This is a genomic window from Kiritimatiellia bacterium, assembly GCA_025054615.1.
GTDB lineage: Bacteria > Verrucomicrobiota > Kiritimatiellia > CAIVKH01 > CAIVKH01 > JANWZO01.
In genome coordinates this window covers 117,103-137,040 of the sequence record JANWZO010000006.1, presented here as the reverse complement: position 1 = coordinate 137,040, position 19,938 = coordinate 117,103, and the positions used below count along the sequence as shown (strand labels likewise).

15 protein-coding genes are annotated in these 19,938 nt (G+C 60.0%); 11 read left to right on the top strand and 4 right to left on the bottom strand.

Annotation, left to right across the window (positions count from 1 at the left end; translation table 11 throughout):
• Positions 1–29 precede the first annotated feature (29 nt).
• The 11 genes from pilM (at position 30) to NZ740_04515 (ending at position 16,657) form a co-directional block, all read left to right on the top strand.
• Positions 30–1,706 carry a type IV pilus assembly protein PilM gene (pilM, locus tag NZ740_04565; protein MCS6771280.1) on the top strand — a complete coding sequence of 559 codons (1,677 nt, stop codon included), beginning with the start codon at positions 30–32 and terminating at the stop codon, positions 1,704–1,706.
• A complete protein-coding gene (locus NZ740_04560; GenBank protein ID MCS6771279.1) occupies positions 1,703–2,662 on the top strand; it encodes an Amuc_1100 family pilus-like protein in 960 nt (319 codons plus the stop codon). The genes pilM and NZ740_04560 overlap by 4 nt, the downstream gene beginning before the upstream one ends.
• A complete protein-coding gene (locus tag NZ740_04555) occupies positions 2,659–3,693 on the top strand; it encodes a hypothetical protein (protein ID MCS6771278.1) in 1,035 nt (344 codons plus the stop codon). Before NZ740_04560 ends, NZ740_04555 begins: the two co-directional genes overlap by 4 nt.
• A 66-nt stretch (positions 3,694–3,759) precedes the next feature.
• Positions 3,760–6,792, top strand: a complete 3,033-nt coding sequence (locus NZ740_04550; GenBank protein ID MCS6771277.1) for a hypothetical protein — start codon at positions 3,760–3,762, stop codon at positions 6,790–6,792.
• An 82-nt stretch (positions 6,793–6,874) separates the two neighbouring features.
• The gene (locus NZ740_04545) at positions 6,875–7,810 is read left to right on the top strand and encodes a hypothetical protein (GenBank protein MCS6771276.1); all 936 of its coding nucleotides are present in this window, start codon (positions 6,875–6,877) and stop codon (positions 7,808–7,810) included.
• A 14-nt stretch (positions 7,811–7,824) separates the two neighbouring features.
• On the top strand, positions 7,825–9,870 hold the full coding sequence (locus NZ740_04540) for a hypothetical protein (GenBank protein MCS6771275.1): 2,046 nt from the start codon (positions 7,825–7,827) through the stop codon (positions 9,868–9,870).
• A complete protein-coding gene (gene coaE / locus NZ740_04535; protein ID MCS6771274.1) occupies positions 9,867–10,496 on the top strand; it encodes a dephospho-CoA kinase in 630 nt (209 codons plus the stop codon). The genes NZ740_04540 and coaE overlap by 4 nt, the downstream gene beginning before the upstream one ends.
• A gap of 163 nt (positions 10,497–10,659) precedes the next feature.
• Positions 10,660–12,150 carry a transcription termination factor Rho gene (rho, locus tag NZ740_04530; protein MCS6771273.1) on the top strand — a complete coding sequence of 497 codons (1,491 nt, stop codon included), beginning with the start codon at positions 10,660–10,662 and terminating at the stop codon, positions 12,148–12,150.
• Positions 12,151–12,172: 22 nt separating this feature from the next.
• Positions 12,173–13,903, top strand: a complete 1,731-nt coding sequence (locus tag NZ740_04525) for a VWA domain-containing protein (GenBank protein ID MCS6771272.1) — start codon at positions 12,173–12,175, stop codon at positions 13,901–13,903.
• A gap of 736 nt (positions 13,904–14,639) precedes the next feature.
• On the top strand, positions 14,640–15,536 hold the full coding sequence (locus NZ740_04520) for a bifunctional 5,10-methylene-tetrahydrofolate dehydrogenase/5,10-methylene-tetrahydrofolate cyclohydrolase (GenBank protein MCS6771271.1): 897 nt from the start codon (positions 14,640–14,642) through the stop codon (positions 15,534–15,536).
• Positions 15,533–16,657, top strand: a complete 1,125-nt coding sequence (locus NZ740_04515) for an LptF/LptG family permease (protein ID MCS6771270.1) — start codon at positions 15,533–15,535, stop codon at positions 16,655–16,657. The genes NZ740_04520 and NZ740_04515 overlap by 4 nt, the downstream gene beginning before the upstream one ends.
• Here NZ740_04515 and bioD read toward each other — a convergent pair whose 3' ends face one another.
• The 4 genes from bioD to bioF are packed head-to-tail and all read right to left on the bottom strand — an operon-like array spanning position 16,658 to position 19,935.
• On the bottom strand, positions 16,658–17,395 hold the full coding sequence (bioD, locus tag NZ740_04510; protein MCS6771269.1) for a dethiobiotin synthase: 738 nt from the start codon (positions 17,393–17,395) through the stop codon (positions 16,658–16,660).
• Positions 17,334–18,131, bottom strand: coding sequence for a methyltransferase domain-containing protein (locus tag NZ740_04505; GenBank protein ID MCS6771268.1), 798 nt, complete (start codon positions 18,129–18,131; stop codon positions 17,334–17,336). The genes bioD and NZ740_04505 overlap by 62 nt, the downstream gene beginning before the upstream one ends.
• Positions 18,128–18,784: an alpha/beta fold hydrolase gene (locus tag NZ740_04500; protein ID MCS6771267.1), complete on the bottom strand. Its 657-nt coding sequence runs from the start codon at positions 18,782–18,784 to the stop codon at positions 18,128–18,130. The genes NZ740_04505 and NZ740_04500 overlap by 4 nt, the downstream gene beginning before the upstream one ends.
• On the bottom strand, positions 18,778–19,935 hold the full coding sequence (bioF, locus tag NZ740_04495; GenBank protein MCS6771266.1) for an 8-amino-7-oxononanoate synthase: 1,158 nt from the start codon (positions 19,933–19,935) through the stop codon (positions 18,778–18,780). The genes NZ740_04500 and bioF overlap by 7 nt, the downstream gene beginning before the upstream one ends.
• Positions 19,936–19,938: the final 3 nt, after the last annotated feature.

Here is a 19,938-nt window from a genome sequence, read left to right as displayed (position 1 = left end):
TCGCTTATCCCCAATCTCGCCAGACCTCTATGCAGCGGATTCTTGCACTCGACATCGGCGCCGGCAGCGTAAAGCTGGGTGAATTTACGACGCTGAAATCGGGCGGCCTCGAGTTGGTGAAATTCGGCGTCGCGCCGATCGCCATCGATCCCCAGAGCGACAACGACCGCATTCCCCCCACGGTCTCAGCTATCCGCGAGATCATGCAAGAGCGCGGCATCAAGCCGGGCCCGGTCTTGATGAGCGTGTCGGGTCAATCGGTCTTCTCGCGGTTTGTTAAATTGCCGCCGGTAGACAAGGATAAGGTTTATCAGATCATTCTGTATGAGGCTCAGCAAAACGTCCCGTTTCCCATCCAGGAAGTGGTGTGGGACTATCAACTGATCGGGCGGGGAGAAGGCGAGCTCGACGTCATGCTCGCCGCCATCAAGGCGGATATCATCGTCCAATTGACCGATGCGGTTGAGCAGGCGGGCCTGCAGGCGGACTTGGTCGATGTCGCGCCCATGGCGCTCTACAACTGCGTTCGGTTCAATTACAGCGATACGAAGGGTTGCCTGCTGGTGATTGATATCGGGGCGCGCTCGACGGATTTGATTTTCATCGAGCAGGGGCGCGTGTTCATCCGTAGCGTGCCGGTGGCCGGAAACGCCATCACCCAGCAGATCCAGCGCGAATTCGACCTGAGCTTCGAAGATGCCGAGGAAATGAAACGGGCGCATGCCTTTGTGGCGTTTGGCGGCGCGTACGAGGAGCCCAAGAGCGAGACGGCTGACAAGGTCTCCAAGATCGTGCGCAATGTCATGACCCGCATGCACGCGGAAATCGACCGCTCGATCAAATTTTATCGGAGCCAGCAAAACGGCAGCGCGCCGACCCAGGTGCTTCTTGCCGGAGGAACGTCGATCATCCCTTACACGGATGTCTTCCTCAAAGAAAAGTTAAAGGTCGAAATCGACTACCTCAATCCCTTCATCAATGTTCCGGTCAGCCAGGCGATCGACGCCAATGAAATTGGTCGTCACGCCCATGAGCTTCCCCAACTTGTCGGGCTTGCATTGCGCCAGGTTCACGAATGCCCGATCGAAATCAATTTGCTGCCGCCGAATGTCGTCCAGGAAAAGACGTTCCGGCGCAAACAGCCGATCCTGGTGATGGCCGCCCTTGCCGTGGGGCTGACAGTCTTTATCTGGGCTCTGTTCTTCTTCCGGATGGCCTCCTATTCCGACGAGCAACTTAAACAAGTTCGGTCGCGCGTGGCGGAACTCGAAGCCGTTGCCGCTCCATTGCGAGAAGCGGAGGCGAAGGTAGAGGCGCTTCAAAATCGGTTGAAAGTTGTCGACGAAGTGGTTGCCAAACGCATCCGGTGGCTCAAGATGCTCGATGCAATACGGACGGCAATGCCGAACGACCTGTTCCTGTTGTCCGTCACGCCGGTCCGGCAGCCGGCGCCGGACCCTGCCGCTGAACAGCAGCCGGCCGGCGATGCGCCCCCCGGCGCGCTGTTGGCAATCGACATCGAAGGAGTTGGGTATCTCGACGTCGTGAAGTCCGCAACCCCCATACGAGAGTTCCGTGACCGCCTCCGTGCATTGGATTGGGTCGCCCCGTCCACGGAAATCACGTGGCTGCCGACGCCGGCCTCGGATCTCTTCGTCCGTCAGTTCAAAATTCGCGTGGCGCTGAAGGAGCCCCTCTTGCCATGAACTGGCGCAAACATTCTGTTCTTTTCATCGGCGGCGGGGTGGCCTTGCTGTTCTTGGTCGCGGCGCTCATCTTCCTCTTCCAGGCGCGCTCTCAATATCGCCGCGCGAACGACTCCCTCGAGAGCGTTCTTCGCAGCCTCGAAATGCTGTCCCGGCGGGATCCCTATCCGTCGGAGGCAAATATCCGAAAAGTCGGTGAAAACCTCGAAACGCTGCGTTCCAAAGCGAGCGAGGTGCAACGCGTGCTCGAGGCGGGTCGTTTTCAGGAGGAGGCGATTGAGGCGGCTGATTTTGCGCCGTTACTGGAAAAAACTATCGCGCGGATCGTGCAGAAGGCCATGGAGGCCGGAGTGCAACTTCCCGATAGGTTTTCATTGGGGATGCCGCAATACCTGGCTGGCGAAATTCCTTCGTCTGATGCGATTCCTCGGTTGGTTTCGCAGCTCAAGACGCTGGAGTCCCTCTGCAACCTATTGATTCAAGCACGCGTCTCTTCCATCCTTCACGTGGAGCGACAGGCGTTTGAAGCCCCTGCACAGGCGCCGGTCGAACAGGCCGAGCCCGTTCGCCGCCGCCGCGCCGCACTGGCGGAACAGGAAACACAGCTTCCGGCAGTGGATCTTCCCATGCCGTCCGAGAATGACCTTTACCGGGTCGAGCGTGTCCGGGTTTCGTTTACGGCCCGCGATGCGGCGATCTGGGAGGTTCTCAATAGCCTCGCCCGAGGTCCGCTGATTGCCGCGGTCGCCGATGTGCGCCTTTCCAATACGATCGCGGAAAAAATTGGAAGAGCGCAACCGGTCAGCCCAATCACGGGCGAGGCGGGCAGCCCGACGGCCATCGTTCGGTATCCGACGCATGAAGAGCGCGTGATCGCTGGGCGAGAATTGGTTCAAGCGGATTTGGTCATCGATGTGTACCAGTTCGTGAAGGATTTAAAGGAGGAAACGCCGTGAAGGTCTCCGTGAAACGGCCCGGCGGATCCTGGATTGAACAGAATTACGACAAGCTGGCCCTTTCGACGGCTCTGCTTGCGATGCTCATTTCGGGTCTCGTCCTCATTTCACGGGTGGAGACGCAGAGGCAGGGCATTCGCGAACAGATCAATCGCGAGGCAGGGCAGGTTGCGCGCGAGGCTCAACCGCTCGACGATACGCTGGTGACAAGTCTGATCCGGAATTTATCAAAACCGTATCAGGCGATGGCTGAGGCTAAGCGGTTTCTGGTCGGCGAGCTCCGCGTGGCGAGTATCCCCGACGGCGCGCCGATTCCCTTTGCAGCGACGCAGGATCCTTTCACTGGCCGAGAGCAACCCAAGATCGAAGTTGATCCGGACAGCGATGGCGACGGCATTCCGGATAAACACGAGGTGGCGCTTTCGATGAATCCCTTCGATCCGGCGGATGCCATGGCGGACACCGATGGGGACGCCTATTCCAACTTGGAAGAATTTCTGGCCCAAACCGACCCGAAAGATGCGGCCAGCTTTCCGCCCTCAGTCGCCAAGCTTAGGCTAATACGCACCGTAACCGACCCCTTCCGATTTATTTTTGCCGGCATATCTGGCGAGCGTTTTCAACTTAATACCCGCGGCAGCGAGCGGACGTATTTCGTATCAATCGGGGACGAAGTTGAAGGCTTCCGCGTTGCCTCTTATGAGACGAATGCCCCGGCCGGTCCCACGCTTGTCCTGCAGCGTGGCGGCCAGAGCTTCCGCCTCGTGCGCGGCCGCCAAATTACCGATGAAGCACGAACGGCGTTCATGATTTTGCTTCTCGACGGCTCCCGGTACCGCGTACGGGTCAATGATACGCTGACGCTCCGGGAGACTCGGTACAAAGTCATTGACATTCGAGAAGATCGTGTCGTATTACGCGAAGAACAAACTGACAAGACGGCCACGGTCACCTTGATTTCACCGGAAGAGCGTGAACGGTTAATGGGCACTCCCCTGGAGGGAAGCCCATCGCCCGCTTTGGGGCCATGATCGCGGAGTCGATATGGTCCCCCGGAGGAAGCATCAAGGTTTGGAAGAATCAAGGAGACAGTCCCCATGAGCGTGACTAAGACCCACGTCGTTCTGGCAGCAATCGGTCTGGCTCTGATCTTTTACGCTCGGGCGCAGGATATCGACGCGGTGATTTCCGAACTTCTCGTCACATCGCCGGCAGTATCTGTGACTCAAGAGCAACCAGTTACTCAGGAACAATCTGTGACGCAAGAGCAGCCAGGTGCTGTTCAAGAGGCTGAAGGGAACGTCGGCGCCGGCGAGGCTGCCATGGAAGGTGGTGAGGAAGGCGCTGCGGGGGTGGCGACTCCGGCCGAATCTGCGCCTGCAGTAGAAACAGCCCCGGTCCAAGAGGCGGTGGTGGAACCGACCGATCAGGCTCAGGCGGAGGAGCCTGCAGCCGAAGCACCAGCGGCCGAAGATGCGGCTCAGGCTTTGGCCGAGGACATTGACCTCGAGGCGCTTCTTGGTTCGCCGGAGCAGGTCGCCGCGCAGCCGGCCGCGGATCAGCCGGCTGAAGAAGCCGCTGCGCAGCCAGAGGCCGAGGAGGCGCAACCAACTGTGGCGCCTGGCGAAGAGGCGGTGGCTCAACAGGAAGGTGAACCCGCGGCTCCGACAGCCGAGGGGGTCCCTGCGGAATTGCCCGCTGATGCCGGTCCGGCGCAGGCGGCGCTCGTTGCGCAGCAGGAGGAAATTCGCCGACAAGCGCGCGAGGTCGAGGGTCGGTTGGCCGCGGAGCGTGGTCTTGTGGCCTTGCGGGAGGGCCGATACGACGAGGCGATCCGCGAACTGGCGGAGGCTCAAGTGAAATTACCGGTGCGGGAAGCGAATATGGCTCTGATCGCCGAGGTTGCCGCCGGCTTGGCCGAGGCACAGACCCGGCGTGCCGAGCAGGCCTATGAGCGCCGGGATCTCAAAATTGCTCGTGAGGCGATTGAAGCCGCCAAGGCCGCTGGCGGGGACCCGAAGAAAATCAAATCGTTGGATAAAAAGATATCTCGGGCGGAAGAAAAGGAAGCCGCAGCTCGTGCAAAACCGGTCCCCGTCAAGAAGCGTCCGGAATATGTCGAGAAACAGAAAACGATTGAGCAGCTTCTTCGGGAAGGAAAGGAATTTTTTAACGCGCGCGATTATAACTCGGCCGAAGCCCGCTTTGAAAGTGTCCTGGCCAAGGACGAATACAACGTCGATGCGATGAAATATCTTCGCCGAATTGATGAGATTCGATATTCGATCCGTTCGAAAGAGAGGGAAGCCACGGTTGCGAAGCTGATTGAGGAGGTCCGCGACAGTTGGACGCCGCCCGTCAAGGCGGAGGCGGTTTTACCGGAAGCGGTTGTGGCCCGAGGGGCTGTTGAGACGCAGACTGCCGCCCAAAAACTCCAGGCCAAGATGGAAAGCATCATTATTCCCGTTATTGATTTTCGCCAGGCTAACATCAATGACGTGATCAATTATTTGCGCGAGGAAAGTATCAAGCAGGATAAGGACGGAGTGGGCGTCAACATCATCCTGAATCCGAACGTCCTCGAAGCGACGGCGGCTCCCCCGCCCGCGCCTGCCCCCGCTCTCGATCAGGGCGAAGGCATGGACAACTTCGGAGGAGACTTCGGCACTGATTTCGGTGCGCCTCCACAGGATTTCACCGCTCCTGCGCCGTCAGTGGGCGTCCCGACAATCACACTTACCTTGCGGCGCATCTCCTTGCTGGATGCGATCAAGTACATCACGGAAGTGGCTCGCCTGAAATTCCGGATCGAAGAAAATGTGGTCATGATCACGCCGGAGAACATGCCGACCGGCCGAGTGATCACCCGCATGTACCCTGTTCAGCCTTCTATCCTCGATGTGATCGTTGAAAAAGACGAATCGGCCCAGCAACAGACGGGATTTGTCGAAATGGGGGCAAAGAGTACTCAATTCAAGAAAGCAGATGTCAAAGAGTTCTTTGAGCGAGCCGGTGTACCATTCCCGCAAGGAACCTCCATTACGTACAATCCCACCATCAGCCAGTTGATCGTGGCGAATACGCCCGAAAACCTTGAGGTCTTTGAACGGATTTTGTCTCGCCTCAACGTGATCCCGAACCAGGTAGAAATCGAGGCGCGTTTTGTTGAAATTGCCCAGGATGATCTTGAAGAACTCGGTCTGCAGTGGATTTTGACCGACAACTGGGAAATTGCATCTCGAAAAGGTCCCTTTGGCGCTGCAGGCAGCGAGCGGATTCAAATGAACGCGGATCCGCTGGGGGTCACCAAGGGATTGCGGTTTATGGCCCGAAATAGCGCGACGGGCACGATTGAACCCTTCCCGAGCACGCTGGTAGGGACCGGGGTGACGCCGCTGGGCGGCATCGCGACCTTTGCCAGTGTCCTCACCAACCCGGAATTGTCGATTGTCATCAACGCGCTGTCTCAACATGGTGGAACGGATCTGCTGTCGGCCCCCCGAGTGACCACGCGAAGCGGCGTGAATGCGCAAATTCAGGTGGTCCGCGAAATCATCTACCCCTCCGAATTTGAAACGACACAGCCCCAGTTCAATGAATCCGGGAGCGTGACGACACCTCCAGTTGTGACGCCCGGCAATTTCCAGACCCGCGAAACCGGCGTGATTTTGAATGTCACGCCAACGGTCGGACCGGATGGCTATACGATCGACCTTGTCATGGTGCCCGAAGTGTCCGAACTGGTGGACTGGATCCAGTACGGCTCGAGCATCAGCATTCCACGTCCCGATCCCGTCACCGGGCTGTTTGTTGGCGACCAGACATTTACCTTCAATATTCCGCAGCCGATCTTCTCCAGCCGGAATGTGACGACGAGCATCGTGATCTGGGACGGCCAAACTGTAGTCATGGGCGGTTTGATTCGAGAAGATTTGGTTCGGGTTAAGGACAAGATTCCGTTCCTGGGCGACATTCCGGTTTTGGGACGTCTCTTCCGCAATGAAGCGGAATATAGCCGTAAAAAGAATTTGTTGATCTTCGTAACGGCGCGCTTGGTGGACCCGGCCGGCAAACCGATCAATCGCGGCGAAATCCAGCCCGAGGCGGAAGACGTCGCGGCCAAGCCCTGAGGCTGACCCGCCGTCGAACCTCTGCCGGATTCCCAGAGCTGGTCTGGTCAGCAGACTGCGGCCGGTCCGCGCTAGAACGTTATTGTCCGATGTTTTCCCTGCGGCGCGGGTAAACGGGCAGGCGATTCGGCGGGAAGTGTTGAGCAATCCATCGTTAGTCCTGATTGATGCCTTGGCGTTGGCGTATCGCGCCTTTCACGCGATTCCGCCCTTGCATGCCCGTGATGGCACGCCCACCCATGCACTGCTCGGCTTCGTCAAGGCAGTCCGTCTTCTCTGCGAGCGATTTCAGCCAACCCATGCCGCGGCCGTCTTTGATGGTGGACTGCCCGCGGATCGAATGAATCAATTGCCCGAATACAAGGCACAACGGCCCCCCATGCCGGATGCTTTGGCCCGCCAGCTTCCCCTGATCGAAGAATTTCTGGATGCCGAGTCCGTCTGCAGGTTTCGAATCGACGGCGAAGAGGCCGATGATGTGCTCGCTTCGCTGGCGTGCCAGGCCGCCGGACAAGGCGCACGGGTGTGGATCGCTTCCAACGACAAAGACCTTTATCAGATAGTATCCGACCGGATTTCTCTGGTGGCGCCGACGAAAAACGCTCCGGTGCTTGGCCCGAGTGAAATCCGCGAAAAAACAGGAGTTCGACCGGATCAGATTCCGGACTGGCTCGCCCTCGCAGGAGATGCTGTGGATAACATCCCGGGCGTCCCAGGCGTCGGCCCGAAGACTGCGGCACGATTGATCGAGGAGTTTGGATCGATCGACGCCTTGTATTCGAATCTCGACCGTCTGGATGTGGATCGATTGAAAGAGTCGCTTGAGAATGCCGCAGACCAGGTGCGGAGGAATCGGGCGATGATTGTGCTAAAGAGAAATCTTGGGCCGTTGCCGCCCTTCGACTCGCTGGCGGTCAAACGACCGGATGCGGCAAAACTGTCGGCGCTCTTCGGAAGATTGGATATGCCCTCGCTCGCCCCGGTCGTCAGCGATTCCTCCCAAATGTCCCTGTTTTGATATGCCGGGTTGACATGCGTGTACCCTCGTCGATTCCCTGGCTGAAGTATCTCTCCATTCTAATCGCGATGGCCGGTTTTTATTCGCTGGCCTATGTGGCGCGCCGAGGAATTGTCGAGGCTCAATACCGCGTCATCGGCCCCAATTTGCCATTCACGCTCGAAAGCGCTCTGTATTACCGGCGTATCAAAATCGTCCACGACACGGGTCAGCTTCCCACTCATGATCCGATGGTCCAATATCCCGAGGGAATCAACCCGTGGAGAACGTATACAGCGGGAGCGGAATATGTCTATGCGGCCCTTGCGAGGCGATTTCCCGATAGCATCCCTTTCGCCGACCGTCTCCGCCGGATTGAGGCGGGATGGTTTTCTCTCGCTATCCCGCTCGTTGGCCTCGGACTGTTCTGGCGCTACCGATCATGGACGGCGGCCGCGTGGTCGATGGGTTTTTACGCCGTTTCGATTTCGAGTGTGCTACGATCGACGGGCCTCGAATTGTCGCACGAGAATTTCGCGATCCCCCTCCTTGCGCTACATGGGGCCGCGCTGGCCTTCAGCGATTCGGTCGTGATTCGGCATCGCCGATGGCTGGCGCACGGGGTGTCCGCAGCCGCTTTGGCAGGCGCGCTGTGCACATGGGATCTCGTCCAGTACTACATCGGGCTGCGGCTCGTGTTCCGCCTGTGGCGGCGGCTTCGCGGAGACACGACGGATCGGTTCGCAGCATGGTCAGAATATGCCGCCCTGTGCGCAGTCGCGCTGCTGAATCCGTATCACTCTGCTCAGGGATGGGGAACGTCAAGCATTATGGCGCTGGCCCATGGATTGGCGATTTCTGACCTCGTGGAAACGCTGATGGGTCGGGCCAAGTCGTCGCCGCTGTTGACGGGACGGAGAGTTGTGCTTCGACTCGGCGTGATTCTGGTGGCGTTCGGCGCGATTTCGGCCTTGCACGAACGCCTTGCGCCGCCGGGCGCATACAGCCATTTCACCGACTTGTTCCTAGCGAAGATCCGCTTCTTGAACCGCAAGCCCGAAGACCCGTCCCTGCTGACTTTCGACCAGCGGATCCTTTGGGTTCCCGCCCTAAACTCGGTGACCTGGCGCGATGCCGCGCAAATATTTCCCGCGCTATTGGTGTTGACATTTCTCGCGATCGTTCTATTAGTTGTACTTCGCAACAGGTCGCTTGATTTTTACACATGTGAGCTGATTTTCGCGGCGACCGTTTCGGCTGTTGCCTATTGGTTATTTGCCCGGTTTCACGTATATCTATCCCTTTTTGGCTGCATGCTTTTAGGGGCGGGCTGGGCATCGATTCGCAACGGCTCATGGTTTTTGCGGATGTTAGCTGGAGGGCTGTTGGGCGCCGGCCTTCTCGTGGAGGCCGCCCATACGATGCGGGTTCCCGAACGTTGGGGACGAGTCAATGTGTATTATAAGGAATTGCATGAGCTGACAACCTGGTTGGCGCGCCATGTATCGCCGCACCCGGTGCTGGCGAATTTTGGCGTCAGCGGGACGATCGCTGCGTATGGGAAGTGCGCGATTTTATTGCACCCGAAATTTGAATCGGCCGACATTCGGAACCGGGTGCGCGAATACGGTGAGGCGTTGTTCTTGAAAACGGAAAAAGAGTTTCGAGATTGGGCGGATTCGCTCGGGGCAAAATACTATGTCCATTCGTTTGGCGAGTTTTCGCGGTTCAATCCCGAACTGCAGATGCGCTATTTCGTGAATGCCCTCCACCCGCGGCCGGATGCGGCGGCTCGGGGCTTCGAATTTGATCCGGACAACCGAACGTGGTTCATCCCTCTGTATCGAAACGTGAAATACGCCGTATTTAGGATGGTAACGGCCGAGGACGAGGCGATGGCGCTTCGAAATCTGGCGGCCGCGGAAAAAGCCTTCCAGCGCGGCGACCTGAAGGTTGCGCGCGACGCGGCGTTTAAGGCGCTGGAGACATTTCCCAGGCAGGCGCGCGCCCTTGAGCTCATCTCGCTGTGCGCCTCGTTGGAGGCGGCCGGCTTTCGTCAGGGCCGCCCGGACGCAAAATGAGTGCGCCGGTCATAGCGGTCACGGGAGGTGTCGGGTGCGGCAAATCGGAAACGGGCCGCATCCTTGCGGAAATGGGTGTGTCGGTGATCGATGCCGACAGCGTCGCTCACCGGCTAATGAGAGATGATCCACTAGTGCGGGCGAAATTAATTTCCCTTTTCGGCCCGGCCGTCGTGTTGGCGGACGGTTCGATTGACCGGTGCGCGATTGCCGGGCGCGTTTTTGCCAACGCGCGCGATCGCGAGGCCCTCGAACATGCAATCCACCCGCGGGTGCGGGAAGAAATCGTGGCCTGGCGCGATAGCGTGCGGCGGGAATCAGGCGGGGGAGCGGCTCTCATCCCGTTGTTGTTTGAAGTCGGTTTCGATGAGGGATGGGATGAAATCTGGTGCGTGGTGGCGCGGGATTCGATTGCAGACGCGCGGTTGGCGGCTCGCGGATGGGCGCCGGAGCGTATCCAAGCAGTTCGCAAGGCGCAATGGCCGATTGATCGAAAAGCCGCATGCGCCAATGTCGTTTTGGAAAACAATGGCACATTGGAAGATTTGAAAGCGCTGGTTGAACAACACTGGCGCCGGTTGGAGAGAAGGAGCATCGAGTATGCCGGACGAACAAAAACCATCTAACTCTTTTGGCGGCCGACGCGGGCGAAGGCCCGGACGGTATCACCGACACTACGGAGGGCATCGGAACAGCGGCGCCGCTCAATCGGAAGAGTGGGAGCCGCGGTCATCGTTACGTGGTCCGGAAGAGATCCCCGCTTCCAGCGATGCGGCTTCGACTGCGGAGATGGGAGATGCGCCGGCGGCTGTCGATCCAACACGCGAAAAAACCTCGGGCGAAACGGCCTTGCCGCTGGAGACTCAGACCTCCTCAACGACCGAATCGTTTTCGGAGGCGTCCCCAGCCAGGGAGACGGCCTCTGTCCCCGTTCAGGAGCCGGCCATATCCGCGTCAGAGCCGAATGGAGGTGCGGCGCCGTCCGTTGAGACGCCCGTCACGCCATCCCGTCCTTCGGGCGAGCCGCGGGTGTTGAAACTCTATGAGCTTCAAATGATGTCCGTTCCGGAGCTTAAGGCGATGGCCGACAGTTACGGCCTCGTCGAGCTTGGCGCGCTTCGCAAGCACGAGTTGATTTTCGAAATTCTTCGGGCCAATGCGCGCCTCGGCGGCCAGATGTTCGGCCGCGGTGTGCTGGAGATCCTGCCCGATGGGTTCGGATTCCTCCGATCGCCCCTGAACAACTATCTGCCCTGCCCGGAAGACCTTTATGTCTCGCCATCCCAGATCCGTCGCTTTGCGCTGAGGACGGGCGACTACATCGAGGGCGAGATCCGTCCTCCAAAAGACAAGGAGCGTTTCTTTGCCCTTTACAAAGTTGACCGCATCAACGGCGAGCCGCCCGAAAAGCAGCGTTCAAAGGTTCCCTTTGAGAATCTGACTCCGCTGTTCCCGGACCGCCGCATTCACCTCGAGACGAAGCCGACCGACATCTCCATGCGCGTGATGGATATCCTTACGCCGATTGGATTCGGCCAGCGAGGGTTGATCGTAGCGCCGCCCCGCACGGGCAAGACCGTTCTGCTTCAACAAATTGCGAACAGCATCTCCGCCAATCATCCCGAGGCGCACCTGATCGTTCTGCTGATCGACGAGCGCCCGGAAGAAGTGACGGACATGGAGCGCAATACGAAGGCCCAGGTCCTGAGCTCTACCTTCGATGAGCCACCGGAGCGCCACATCCAGGTCGCCGAGATTGTCATCGAAATGGCCAAGCGAATGGTGGAGTGCGGAAAAGATGTCGTGATCCTGCTTGATTCCATTACTCGCCTGGCCCGCGCGTACAACACCGTCCAGCCTCACAGTGGCAAGATCCTCTCCGGTGGCGTCGATGCCAACGCGCTGCACAAACCGAAGCGCTTCTTCGGCGCCGCCCGCAACATTGAGGGCGGCGGCAGCCTTACCATTATCGCCACGGCGCTGATCGACACCGGAAGCCGGATGGACGAGGTCATCTTCGAGGAATTCAAAGGCACGGGCAACATGGAGCTCATGCTGGATCGGCACCTCGTAGACAAGCGGATTTTTCCCGCCATCAACATCGAGAAATCGGGTACCCGCAAGGAAGAGCTGCTGCTGCACCCCGACGAACTCGCAAAAATCTGGATTCTGCGCAAGGCGCTGAACGGGGTTCAGCCGGTTGAGGCGATGGAGCTGATCGTCAACCGCCTCAAGAAAACGAAGAGCAATGCGGAATTCTTGATGACCCTCCAGGGATGAATTCCGGCACGGGCGGGGCGCCATGAAACAGGTTGCTGACGTAATGGGCGCCCGTACCCGAGCGGCCATTGCCGCAGGATTGCTTTCCCTCGTGTTGCATGCGCTCCTCTTGGAGCGTCTGCCTCCCATCCCCATCGGCCGACTTGTCGGCGACCTGGATCTTCCGGATTATCCGTCGATCGCCCTTGGCGATGTATTCCTTGAAGACGAGCAGGCGCCCCGCCAATTTCAAGGATCGACATCCGGCGCCGAGGTAATTGCAGCTCTCGATGCTGTGGCGGATGAGCAAGTTGATGCGGCATTTCCCTCGCCCCCGCCGCCCGATCTGGCCGGGAACCTGGAATTTCTGCGCGCCATTGCGCCCTTTCCGCCTGAACTGCCAGCGGATGCTTCCCCTGGCTGGCAGGGCCGCGAGGAGATCCTCCAAATCACCGATCGCTTGGTCGACGACCGAATTGCCCGCCTACCTCGTCGATTGACGGAGGCGATCCAACGCCGAGCGAAGGTTCCCGACATCACTCTGCCCGTGGAACCGGCCACTGATCCCGCGTCGTGGGGAGGTGGAACCGCTGGGCAAAGCGCGGAATTCCTCGCCCGAAATCTCGGCTGGCCGACAACCGGCGCCCTCCCCGGGCGGGGTAGAATCGAAATCCGGCCGGCGCAGCCTTTGGCCATCCTGACGATGGATCCGCCGCCTGTTACCAATGCTCTTCGGGCTGCGGAAGCCGGCCTTTCGATCGAGGTATCGGCGTTTCGTCCGCGTGACGAATCTGAACCGATCTATTTCAGCGTTCGCCTAAAGCCTGCGGAGGAGCGGCTGGCCGTCATGCCTAAAGACGTTCTTTTTCTTCAGGATTGCTCGGAAAGTATGACGCCGGCCCGGCTGGCCGATTGCAAACGGGGGTTGCGAAGGTGGCTCGACTTTGTCGGGCGCCACGATCGGTTTCAGGTCGCGTCCTTCAGCGATCGAGTCGCCTTTTGTTTCGAGCAACCCTGGGTTGAGATGAGCGAACAAACGCGGCGGCGGGCGCTCGCGTTCATTGATGCGATGCGGGCGGTCGGAAACACCGACATTTTTGCATCGCTCGATACGGCCACCCGTCTGCCGAGGGAACCGAACCGACCTCTGCTTGTCTTTCTGATCACAGATGGCCGGCCGACCGTGGGCATGACGGCCACTTCGGAAATCATGGAGCGTTTCACTCACGCGAACGATGGGCGGGCGTCGGTGTTCACCATCGGGGCCGGCCGCCGCGCGAACCGATATTTGCTTGACCTGTTGAGCCTTCTGAACCGGGGCGGTTCGTGGATCGTCCCCGACGACGACCAACTAGTGGGCGCTATGGAGACTTGCGCCCGAGAGACGAGCCGCCCGCTTCTGGCGGACCTTCGTTACCGGTTCAGCGGCATTCGCGAAGAGGACGTTTATCCACGGCTGCTGACGCCGCTGTTTCAAGATCGGCCGCTTCTATTGTACGGCTGCGCCGACCGCTCCATCACAAATGCCGCGTTTCAAATTGTAGGACGCAGCGGCCGGGAACTTATGGACATCGTTTTTTCAATCGATCTTCAGGCCGCAACGGCGGGCGGTCCTGACCTCCGCACTTCTTGGGCATGGCAGCGGGTCCTCCATCTCATCAGCGAGCATGCTCGGTCGGGAGACCCCCAGCTCGCGGAGGAAATCCGGTCGTTTGGTGGCCGCTACGGGCTCTCTCTTCCGTACGGCTATGGTGACCACGTTCCGCGACGGTGAGGGGCGACGTGCCAAAACTCCTTATAAATGTGCCCAGTGTTGAGTCGTTGGATGTGTCCCCTTACCGGATGGGTGGGCGGAGGCGATGCCGACGCTTAGCCCGCTTGCCCCTCCAGACCGTCGCTGTTTGAATTCCCTCTCAACCTGCACTCTGACCTGAGATGTATTCTTTATCTTCATCGTCACGCTCGAAATTATCATCGCTCGTCCTTAGCGTGTGAGCGCGCCTCCCCGCCCCGAATCTGTTCATCTATATCGCAGTTCTTAATCCGAGCCGTTGGCGACAGTAAATAAGACATTTAGGGAGACACTCCAGCCGGCGTCGTCGGTGCCGGAAATTTCCCAGGCTTACGCCCCCCGGCTACAGCGGACAACGGAATATGTAGTCGGCGTCGTTGACCTCGGACATTCCGAGATCGAACCTCCGGGCTCATCGAGCCTGGCTACGTATTAACAAGATGACGCTGAAGACGGAGCTGCCGCTTTAAACTCCGCGTCTCGTTCGGCATACCCTCAAGCATTCCTTCCCTTATCGCCGACGCCTTCAGTTTCGGTCGCGCGTTCTCATTCCTTCGAAGTTCTCTCATTGTCGCGGTTCTCCCTTCGCCGCCACGGGGACTTTTCTAGCGAGTTCGCAAGGGCACATTTTCAAAGCTTCATGACAAACATGCTCGCCAGGGTTGCGAAGCCGAATGAAAGTCGTTAGCGTTGAGTGCTTTTCAATGGAGTAGATTGCTTGACTGCAAGGATTTTAGACGGCCGGGCCGTGGCGGCTCAGATTCGCGATGAGCTTGCCGGTGAGGTTGCGTCGCTCCGCGCCCGGGGAATCGTGCCGGGTCTTGGCGTGTTGCTGGTCGGCAATCACCCGGCCTCTCGCTCGTATGTCACGGCGAAGGAGCGGGCCTGCGCGGAGATCGGCATGGTTTCGAAAGAGGTCCACCTGCCGGAATCAGCGGCGCGCAGGGAGATTCTCGACGCCGTTCGAGCCTTCAACGAGGATCCGCTCATCCACGGAATCCTTGTTCAGCTCCCGCTCCCCGATCCCGCTGTTCAGGACGAAGTGATCGGCACGATAAATCCTGACAAGGACGTCGACGGATTTCATCCCGTCAATGTGGGCCGGCTGGTTCTCGGGTTGCCGTCGTACTGGCCGTGTACGCCGCACGGCATTTTGCAGTTGCTGTACCGGAGCGGCATCACCGTAGCCGGCGCGCACGCTGTGGTGATCGGTCGGAGCCACATCGTGGGGCGGCCGCTGTCGATTCTTCTTTCCATGAGGCATCCGCTCGGCAACGCGACTGTAACGCTGTGCCACACCGGCAGTCGGGATCTGGCGGAACACACGCGCCGCGCGGATATTGTGATCGCGGCGGCGGGGCGACCTGGGACGCTGACCGCGGACATGGTGCGGCCGGGGGCGGTGGTCATTGATGTCGGGGTGAATCGTGTCGAGGATCCGTCGCACCCGAGGGGATATCGGCTCGTGGGTGACGTCGATTTTGACAGTCTCCTGCATCGCGCCTCCGCAATTACGCCCGTGCCTGGCGGCGTAGGGCCGATGACCATCGCCATGCTGCTGTTCAACACTGTCAAAGCGGCCCGTAGGCTGGAGGGCCTGGCGCCGGAGGGGTGACGGTTGTGCGTGTCCTGCACCGTTACCTGATGACGGACTATCTCATCGCGTTCGGGATGACGCTGCTGGTCATCACGTTCGTGATGAGTCTCGGTGCCGTAGTGCGAGCCATCGACCTGGGCGCGCGCGGCGTATCCGGGTCCATCCTCCTCCAGATCTTTGCCCTGAATGTTCCATACCTTCTTACCTTTACGCTGCCGATGAGTGTGCTGACGGCGACGCTGCTGCTGTTCGGCCGGCTCTCCTTCGACGGGGAGCTGACGGCCATGCGCGCCTCCGGCATGAGCCTTTGGCAAATTATCGCGCCCATCATCCTGCTGTCTGTGTTGCTGTCGCTGCTCTGCATATGGATCACGGCGGAGATAGCGCCCCGCGCCCGGCACGCGATGCGAAAGGTCCTGGTGCAACTGGGGGTGGAGGATCCGGTGAACCTGCTGGAGGCGGGGCGTTTTGTGAAGGATTTCCCGGGCCTCAGCATTTACGTTGGCGAGCGGTCGGGAAACCGCGTGACGGATGTGATTGTTTACGAACTGGGCGCTCAGGGCGCCGACACGCACATCCGCGCCAAGCACGGCGCGATCCGAACCGACCGCCAGGCAAAAGTCATGTTCATTGACCTCTATGAGGTGCGTATCGACCGCCGGGAAAAGAAAGGGCGTGAGGCCGGCCAGACGCACTACCTCAATGCGAGCCATTATCCCATCCGCCTTGATTTTGCCGACCTGCAGAGGAGACCTGTGCGCCGGAAGGTTTCGGACATGACATTTCGGGAGCTGATTGAGGCCATGCAGGATGTCAGGAAAGGCTTTCCCGAACTCAAGGCGGAAGATGTCGATCGGCAGCGGATGAGTGTGGCAGTCGAGGCCAACAAGCGGTTGGCGCTGTCGATTTCCTGCTTTGCCTTCACGTTGCTGGCCATTCCACTGGGCATGCGGTCCAAACGGAAGGAATCCACCATCGGCGTGGGCATCAGCCTGCTGCTGGTGTTCGTCTTTTACCTGTTCATCGTGGTGGCGAATTCTCTGGTGAAATACCCCGAATACCGGCCGGATTTGATCGCCTGGATTCCGGTGATCGGCGCGCAAATTGCGGGCGGGGTTCTTCTATACCGGATGCGCTGATCAGCCCGGTTCGAATTCTGCAGCGATCGCGGCAGCAGAAGCTGGCGACGGGTCCGCGGTGAAGGGAATCTGTCGAATATCGACCCGGGGGAGAAACTGTCTCAAAATTCGTGCGTTATCCTCCTCGATAAGCCCGGGCGACCCTCGGGTGTCGTTCAAATAAATGCGCGCCAATATCCCGCCGCGCGCCTGTAGTGCTTCTACCGACAGCAGCGTGTGGTTGAGCGTGCCAAGCCCGGCGCGGGCCACCAGGATCCACGGCAGGTCCAGGCGCATGAGGGCATCGATTTGGAGGCATTCTTCCGTCCACGGCACGAGGAGCCCGCCCGCCGCCTCGATAATCGGAATAAGTCCTCGGGATTGGACCTCGCGGACACAGCGGACGACGTGCTCGAGGGAAACGGTCGCACCTTCGCGCGCCGCCGCGAGGTGTGGCGAGGCAGGCAGCAAAAAGCGGTAAGGCGCCAGCAGGTCGTAAAGGGCGGGCTCTGTCCGAAGCCCGGCGGCCTCCAAACAAAAATCCAGATCTGGCGCGCGGCGATCAGGCAAGCACCCCGTCTGAACCGGCTTCATGGGTACCGCGCGAAGGCCGCGCCGCCGAACAGAGCAGAGAACCACGGCAGTGACAAATGTTTTCCCGACTCCCGTGTCAGTGCCCGCGACAATGACGCCCCGGTCAAATATCGAGGCGCCCCCAGTAATACCCGATCCGATAGGTTGCACGGACGCCCTCCGCATCGCGATAATTTTGCTCATACCACTCTGCGACGCGAATCAACTCCCGCCGGTTCAACGGGCGATCGCCTCTGGAAAAAATACCTCCGGTCACTCCAGATTTTCGAAGCATGTCGAAAATCTCTCGAATGGAGGGACGGAGAACGACATGTTCCTCCACGTCGATAGCGTCCAAGTGAAAGCCTGCAGATCGTAGGGCCTTTTCGACGCTGGGTTCCGTTGGCAGGTCGGCCGGGGGGGACGCATCGGGTGCGATGGCGCGGCGCGCCTCCTTCAATTCGCGAAGCGTCCCGGAAAGCATGAGCGAGACGCCAATCCGGCCTGCCTGCCGCAGATAACCCGCGAATGCCCTGCACGCCTCATCGATGGGTTGTAGCCAGTGCAAGGTGCTTGAGCTGAGCACGGCGTCGAACGATTCATCGGGCCGGAACCTGAATGCGTCCTCGCAAACGAAGAGGATTCGCGCGTGGGTATCGGTTCGTCGTCGGGCCTCTTCGATCATCCCTGGCGCGTGGTCGATTCCGATGACGATGGCTCCGGGCCATTTTTCGGCGATTCGACGGGTCAGGTGGCCTGTGCCGCAGCCCACATCGAGAACGCGGGTCGGCGGCGTCGAGTCGGGCCATCTCTCCAGCAGTCGATCCGCCGCCTGCCGCTGGACCAGCGCGGCATCCTCATAAGTCGGAGCCGCTGCGGAGAAACGCGCGCGCTGGTGGCGATCCAGTGCGGTCGTTTTCATATGGAGGTCGGCGATTTGTGCCCGAACTCAAGAGTGGCGAGGTAATCTCGGATCCGACCGACGAGCCATTCCGGGTCGGACAGCGGCAGGTCATGGTCCCCGTGCGGATGCTCGAGGAATCGGGCGTTGGGCATGAGCGCTGCTGTCCTGCGTCCAGCGTCTGCTGGGATCACCGCATCGCGCGTCCCATGCAAGAACAACGCGGGCACACGGCATGTTGGAAGCCGGGCTCGGGCATCGATCCGTTCGAGCTCCATAAGCCCATTCAACAGCGGATCGATCCCAATGGCAATGCTTGAGCGGACACGGGTTGCTATCGTTTCCGGGGCCGCGTGGGGCGATGTGAGTTGGTGGAAGCGAGACAGTGCGTCCTCGGGATTCTGGCTGAGCAGGCGCCTCAGCGCACGTACCCGGGCGATCGAGAGGCCGGGCCAATCGCCATCGCCGCAAAAGCGCGCGCTGGCCGAGATCAAAATCAACGGCTTATCGGCGGCTTTCTCCAATGCGCGGATGGCGCCGAGCGACCACCCGATCCAGAGATCGGCGCGGCCTGGATCGATCATTTCGAGCTCCAGCCCCGCCGCGCGGACAATCGGCTCCAGGGAGGATTCCGGAAACGCCCATCCAGAAAACAGAAAGGCGCGGGTCAACATTGCTCGAAGGCGTGGACGATGCACTGAGCCGCCCGCTCCAGGTCGCGATCGTCATGGGCGAGGCTCACTGACAGACGCAGGCGGGCGGTGCCCGCCGGAACGGTCGGCGGACGTATCGCCGGCGCCAGTATTCCCTCTTCCTTCAAAAAGGCAGCGATCCGCAGAGCCTTCTCGTTGTCGCCGACAAAGACGGGCAAGATATGGCTGGTCGCGGACCCGACGGAGATCCCGGCGTTGGCAAGGCGTTCGCGCAATGACGTGGCTTTTCGGCAGAGCTCGGCTGGCCAATGTGGATTGGCTTGGATCAGCCGGACGGACGCCTCTGCGGCCGCGATGACGGGCGGAGGAGGGGCTGTATCGAAGATGAAGGTTCTTGCACGGTTGACGAGGAGATCCCGCATGTTCGTCGAGCAGGTGACGAAGCCGCCGGCGGCGCCGAGTGATTTGCCCATCGTGCCCATGGAAATCAGAAAGGATCCGCTTGCGGGCTCATCTGCCGTCAGGCCGGCGCCCCGGGGACCCAGCACGCCGAGCGCATGGGCTTCGTCGACGAGCAAGATGGCTTCGTATTGGCGCGCGACTTCGAGGAGTTGGGGGAGGGGCGGGGAATCGCCATCCATGCTGAACACGGATTCGGTGACGATCAGACACCTCCGGTAGTCACGGCGGCGTTCTAGACGGCGGACCAGGTCGTGGAGGTCATTGTGGCGGAAACGGAAGAAGCGGGCGCCGCTGAGCCGCACGGCATCCAGCAGACAGGCGTGACTCAGGCGGTCCGCGAGGATGAGGTCTCCGTGTTCCGCGAGGATGGGAATCACCCCAAGGGCGGCAAGATACCCGCTGCTGAAAGTCAGCGCGGCGGGATGGCCGCGCCACTGCGCGAGAAGACCTTCGAAACGAATATGAAGGTCAGTCGATCCGGCGAGCAGGCGCGACGCCGTGGAACCTGGGGCGACTTCGCGGGCCGCGCGAGCGGCCGCTTCGCGAACGCTCGGGTGTGCGCTGAGGCCCAGATAGTCGTTGCTCGCCAGATTGAGAAATCGACGGCCTTCCCTTTCCAGATATGGACCGGGAGCGCTCCAGGATTCGATCGACCGCCACTCGGACCTCGAGCGAATCTCTTCTAAGGCGTGCTCGATCCAATCGGGCATTAA

Bases quoted from the DNA above. Each gene is read 5' to 3' on its own strand.
- pilM (MCS6771280.1), top strand. From the start codon at position 30: ATGCAGCGGATTCTTGCACTCGACATCGGCGCCGGCAGCGTAAAGCTG.
- NZ740_04560 (MCS6771279.1), top strand. From the start codon at position 1,703: ATGAACTGGCGCAAACATTCTGTTCTTTTCATCGGCGGCGGGGTGGCC.
- NZ740_04550 (MCS6771277.1), top strand. From the start codon at position 3,760: ATGAGCGTGACTAAGACCCACGTCGTTCTGGCAGCAATCGGTCTGGCT.
- NZ740_04540 (MCS6771275.1), top strand. From the start codon at position 7,825: ATGCGTGTACCCTCGTCGATTCCCTGGCTGAAGTATCTCTCCATTCTA.
- coaE (MCS6771274.1), top strand. From the start codon at position 9,867: ATGAGTGCGCCGGTCATAGCGGTCACGGGAGGTGTCGGGTGCGGCAAA.
- rho (MCS6771273.1), top strand. From the start codon at position 10,660: ATGGGAGATGCGCCGGCGGCTGTCGATCCAACACGCGAAAAAACCTCG.
- NZ740_04525 (MCS6771272.1), top strand. From the start codon at position 12,173: ATGAAACAGGTTGCTGACGTAATGGGCGCCCGTACCCGAGCGGCCATT.
- bioD (MCS6771269.1), bottom strand. From the start codon at position 17,395: ATGCGGAGGGCGTCCGTGCAACCTATCGGATCGGGTATTACTGGGGGC.
- NZ740_04505 (MCS6771268.1), bottom strand. From the start codon at position 18,131: ATGAAAACGACCGCACTGGATCGCCACCAGCGCGCGCGTTTCTCCGCA.
- NZ740_04500 (MCS6771267.1), bottom strand. From the start codon at position 18,784: ATGTTGACCCGCGCCTTTCTGTTTTCTGGATGGGCGTTTCCGGAATCC.
- bioF (MCS6771266.1), bottom strand. From the start codon at position 19,935: ATGCCCGATTGGATCGAGCACGCCTTAGAAGAGATTCGCTCGAGGTCC.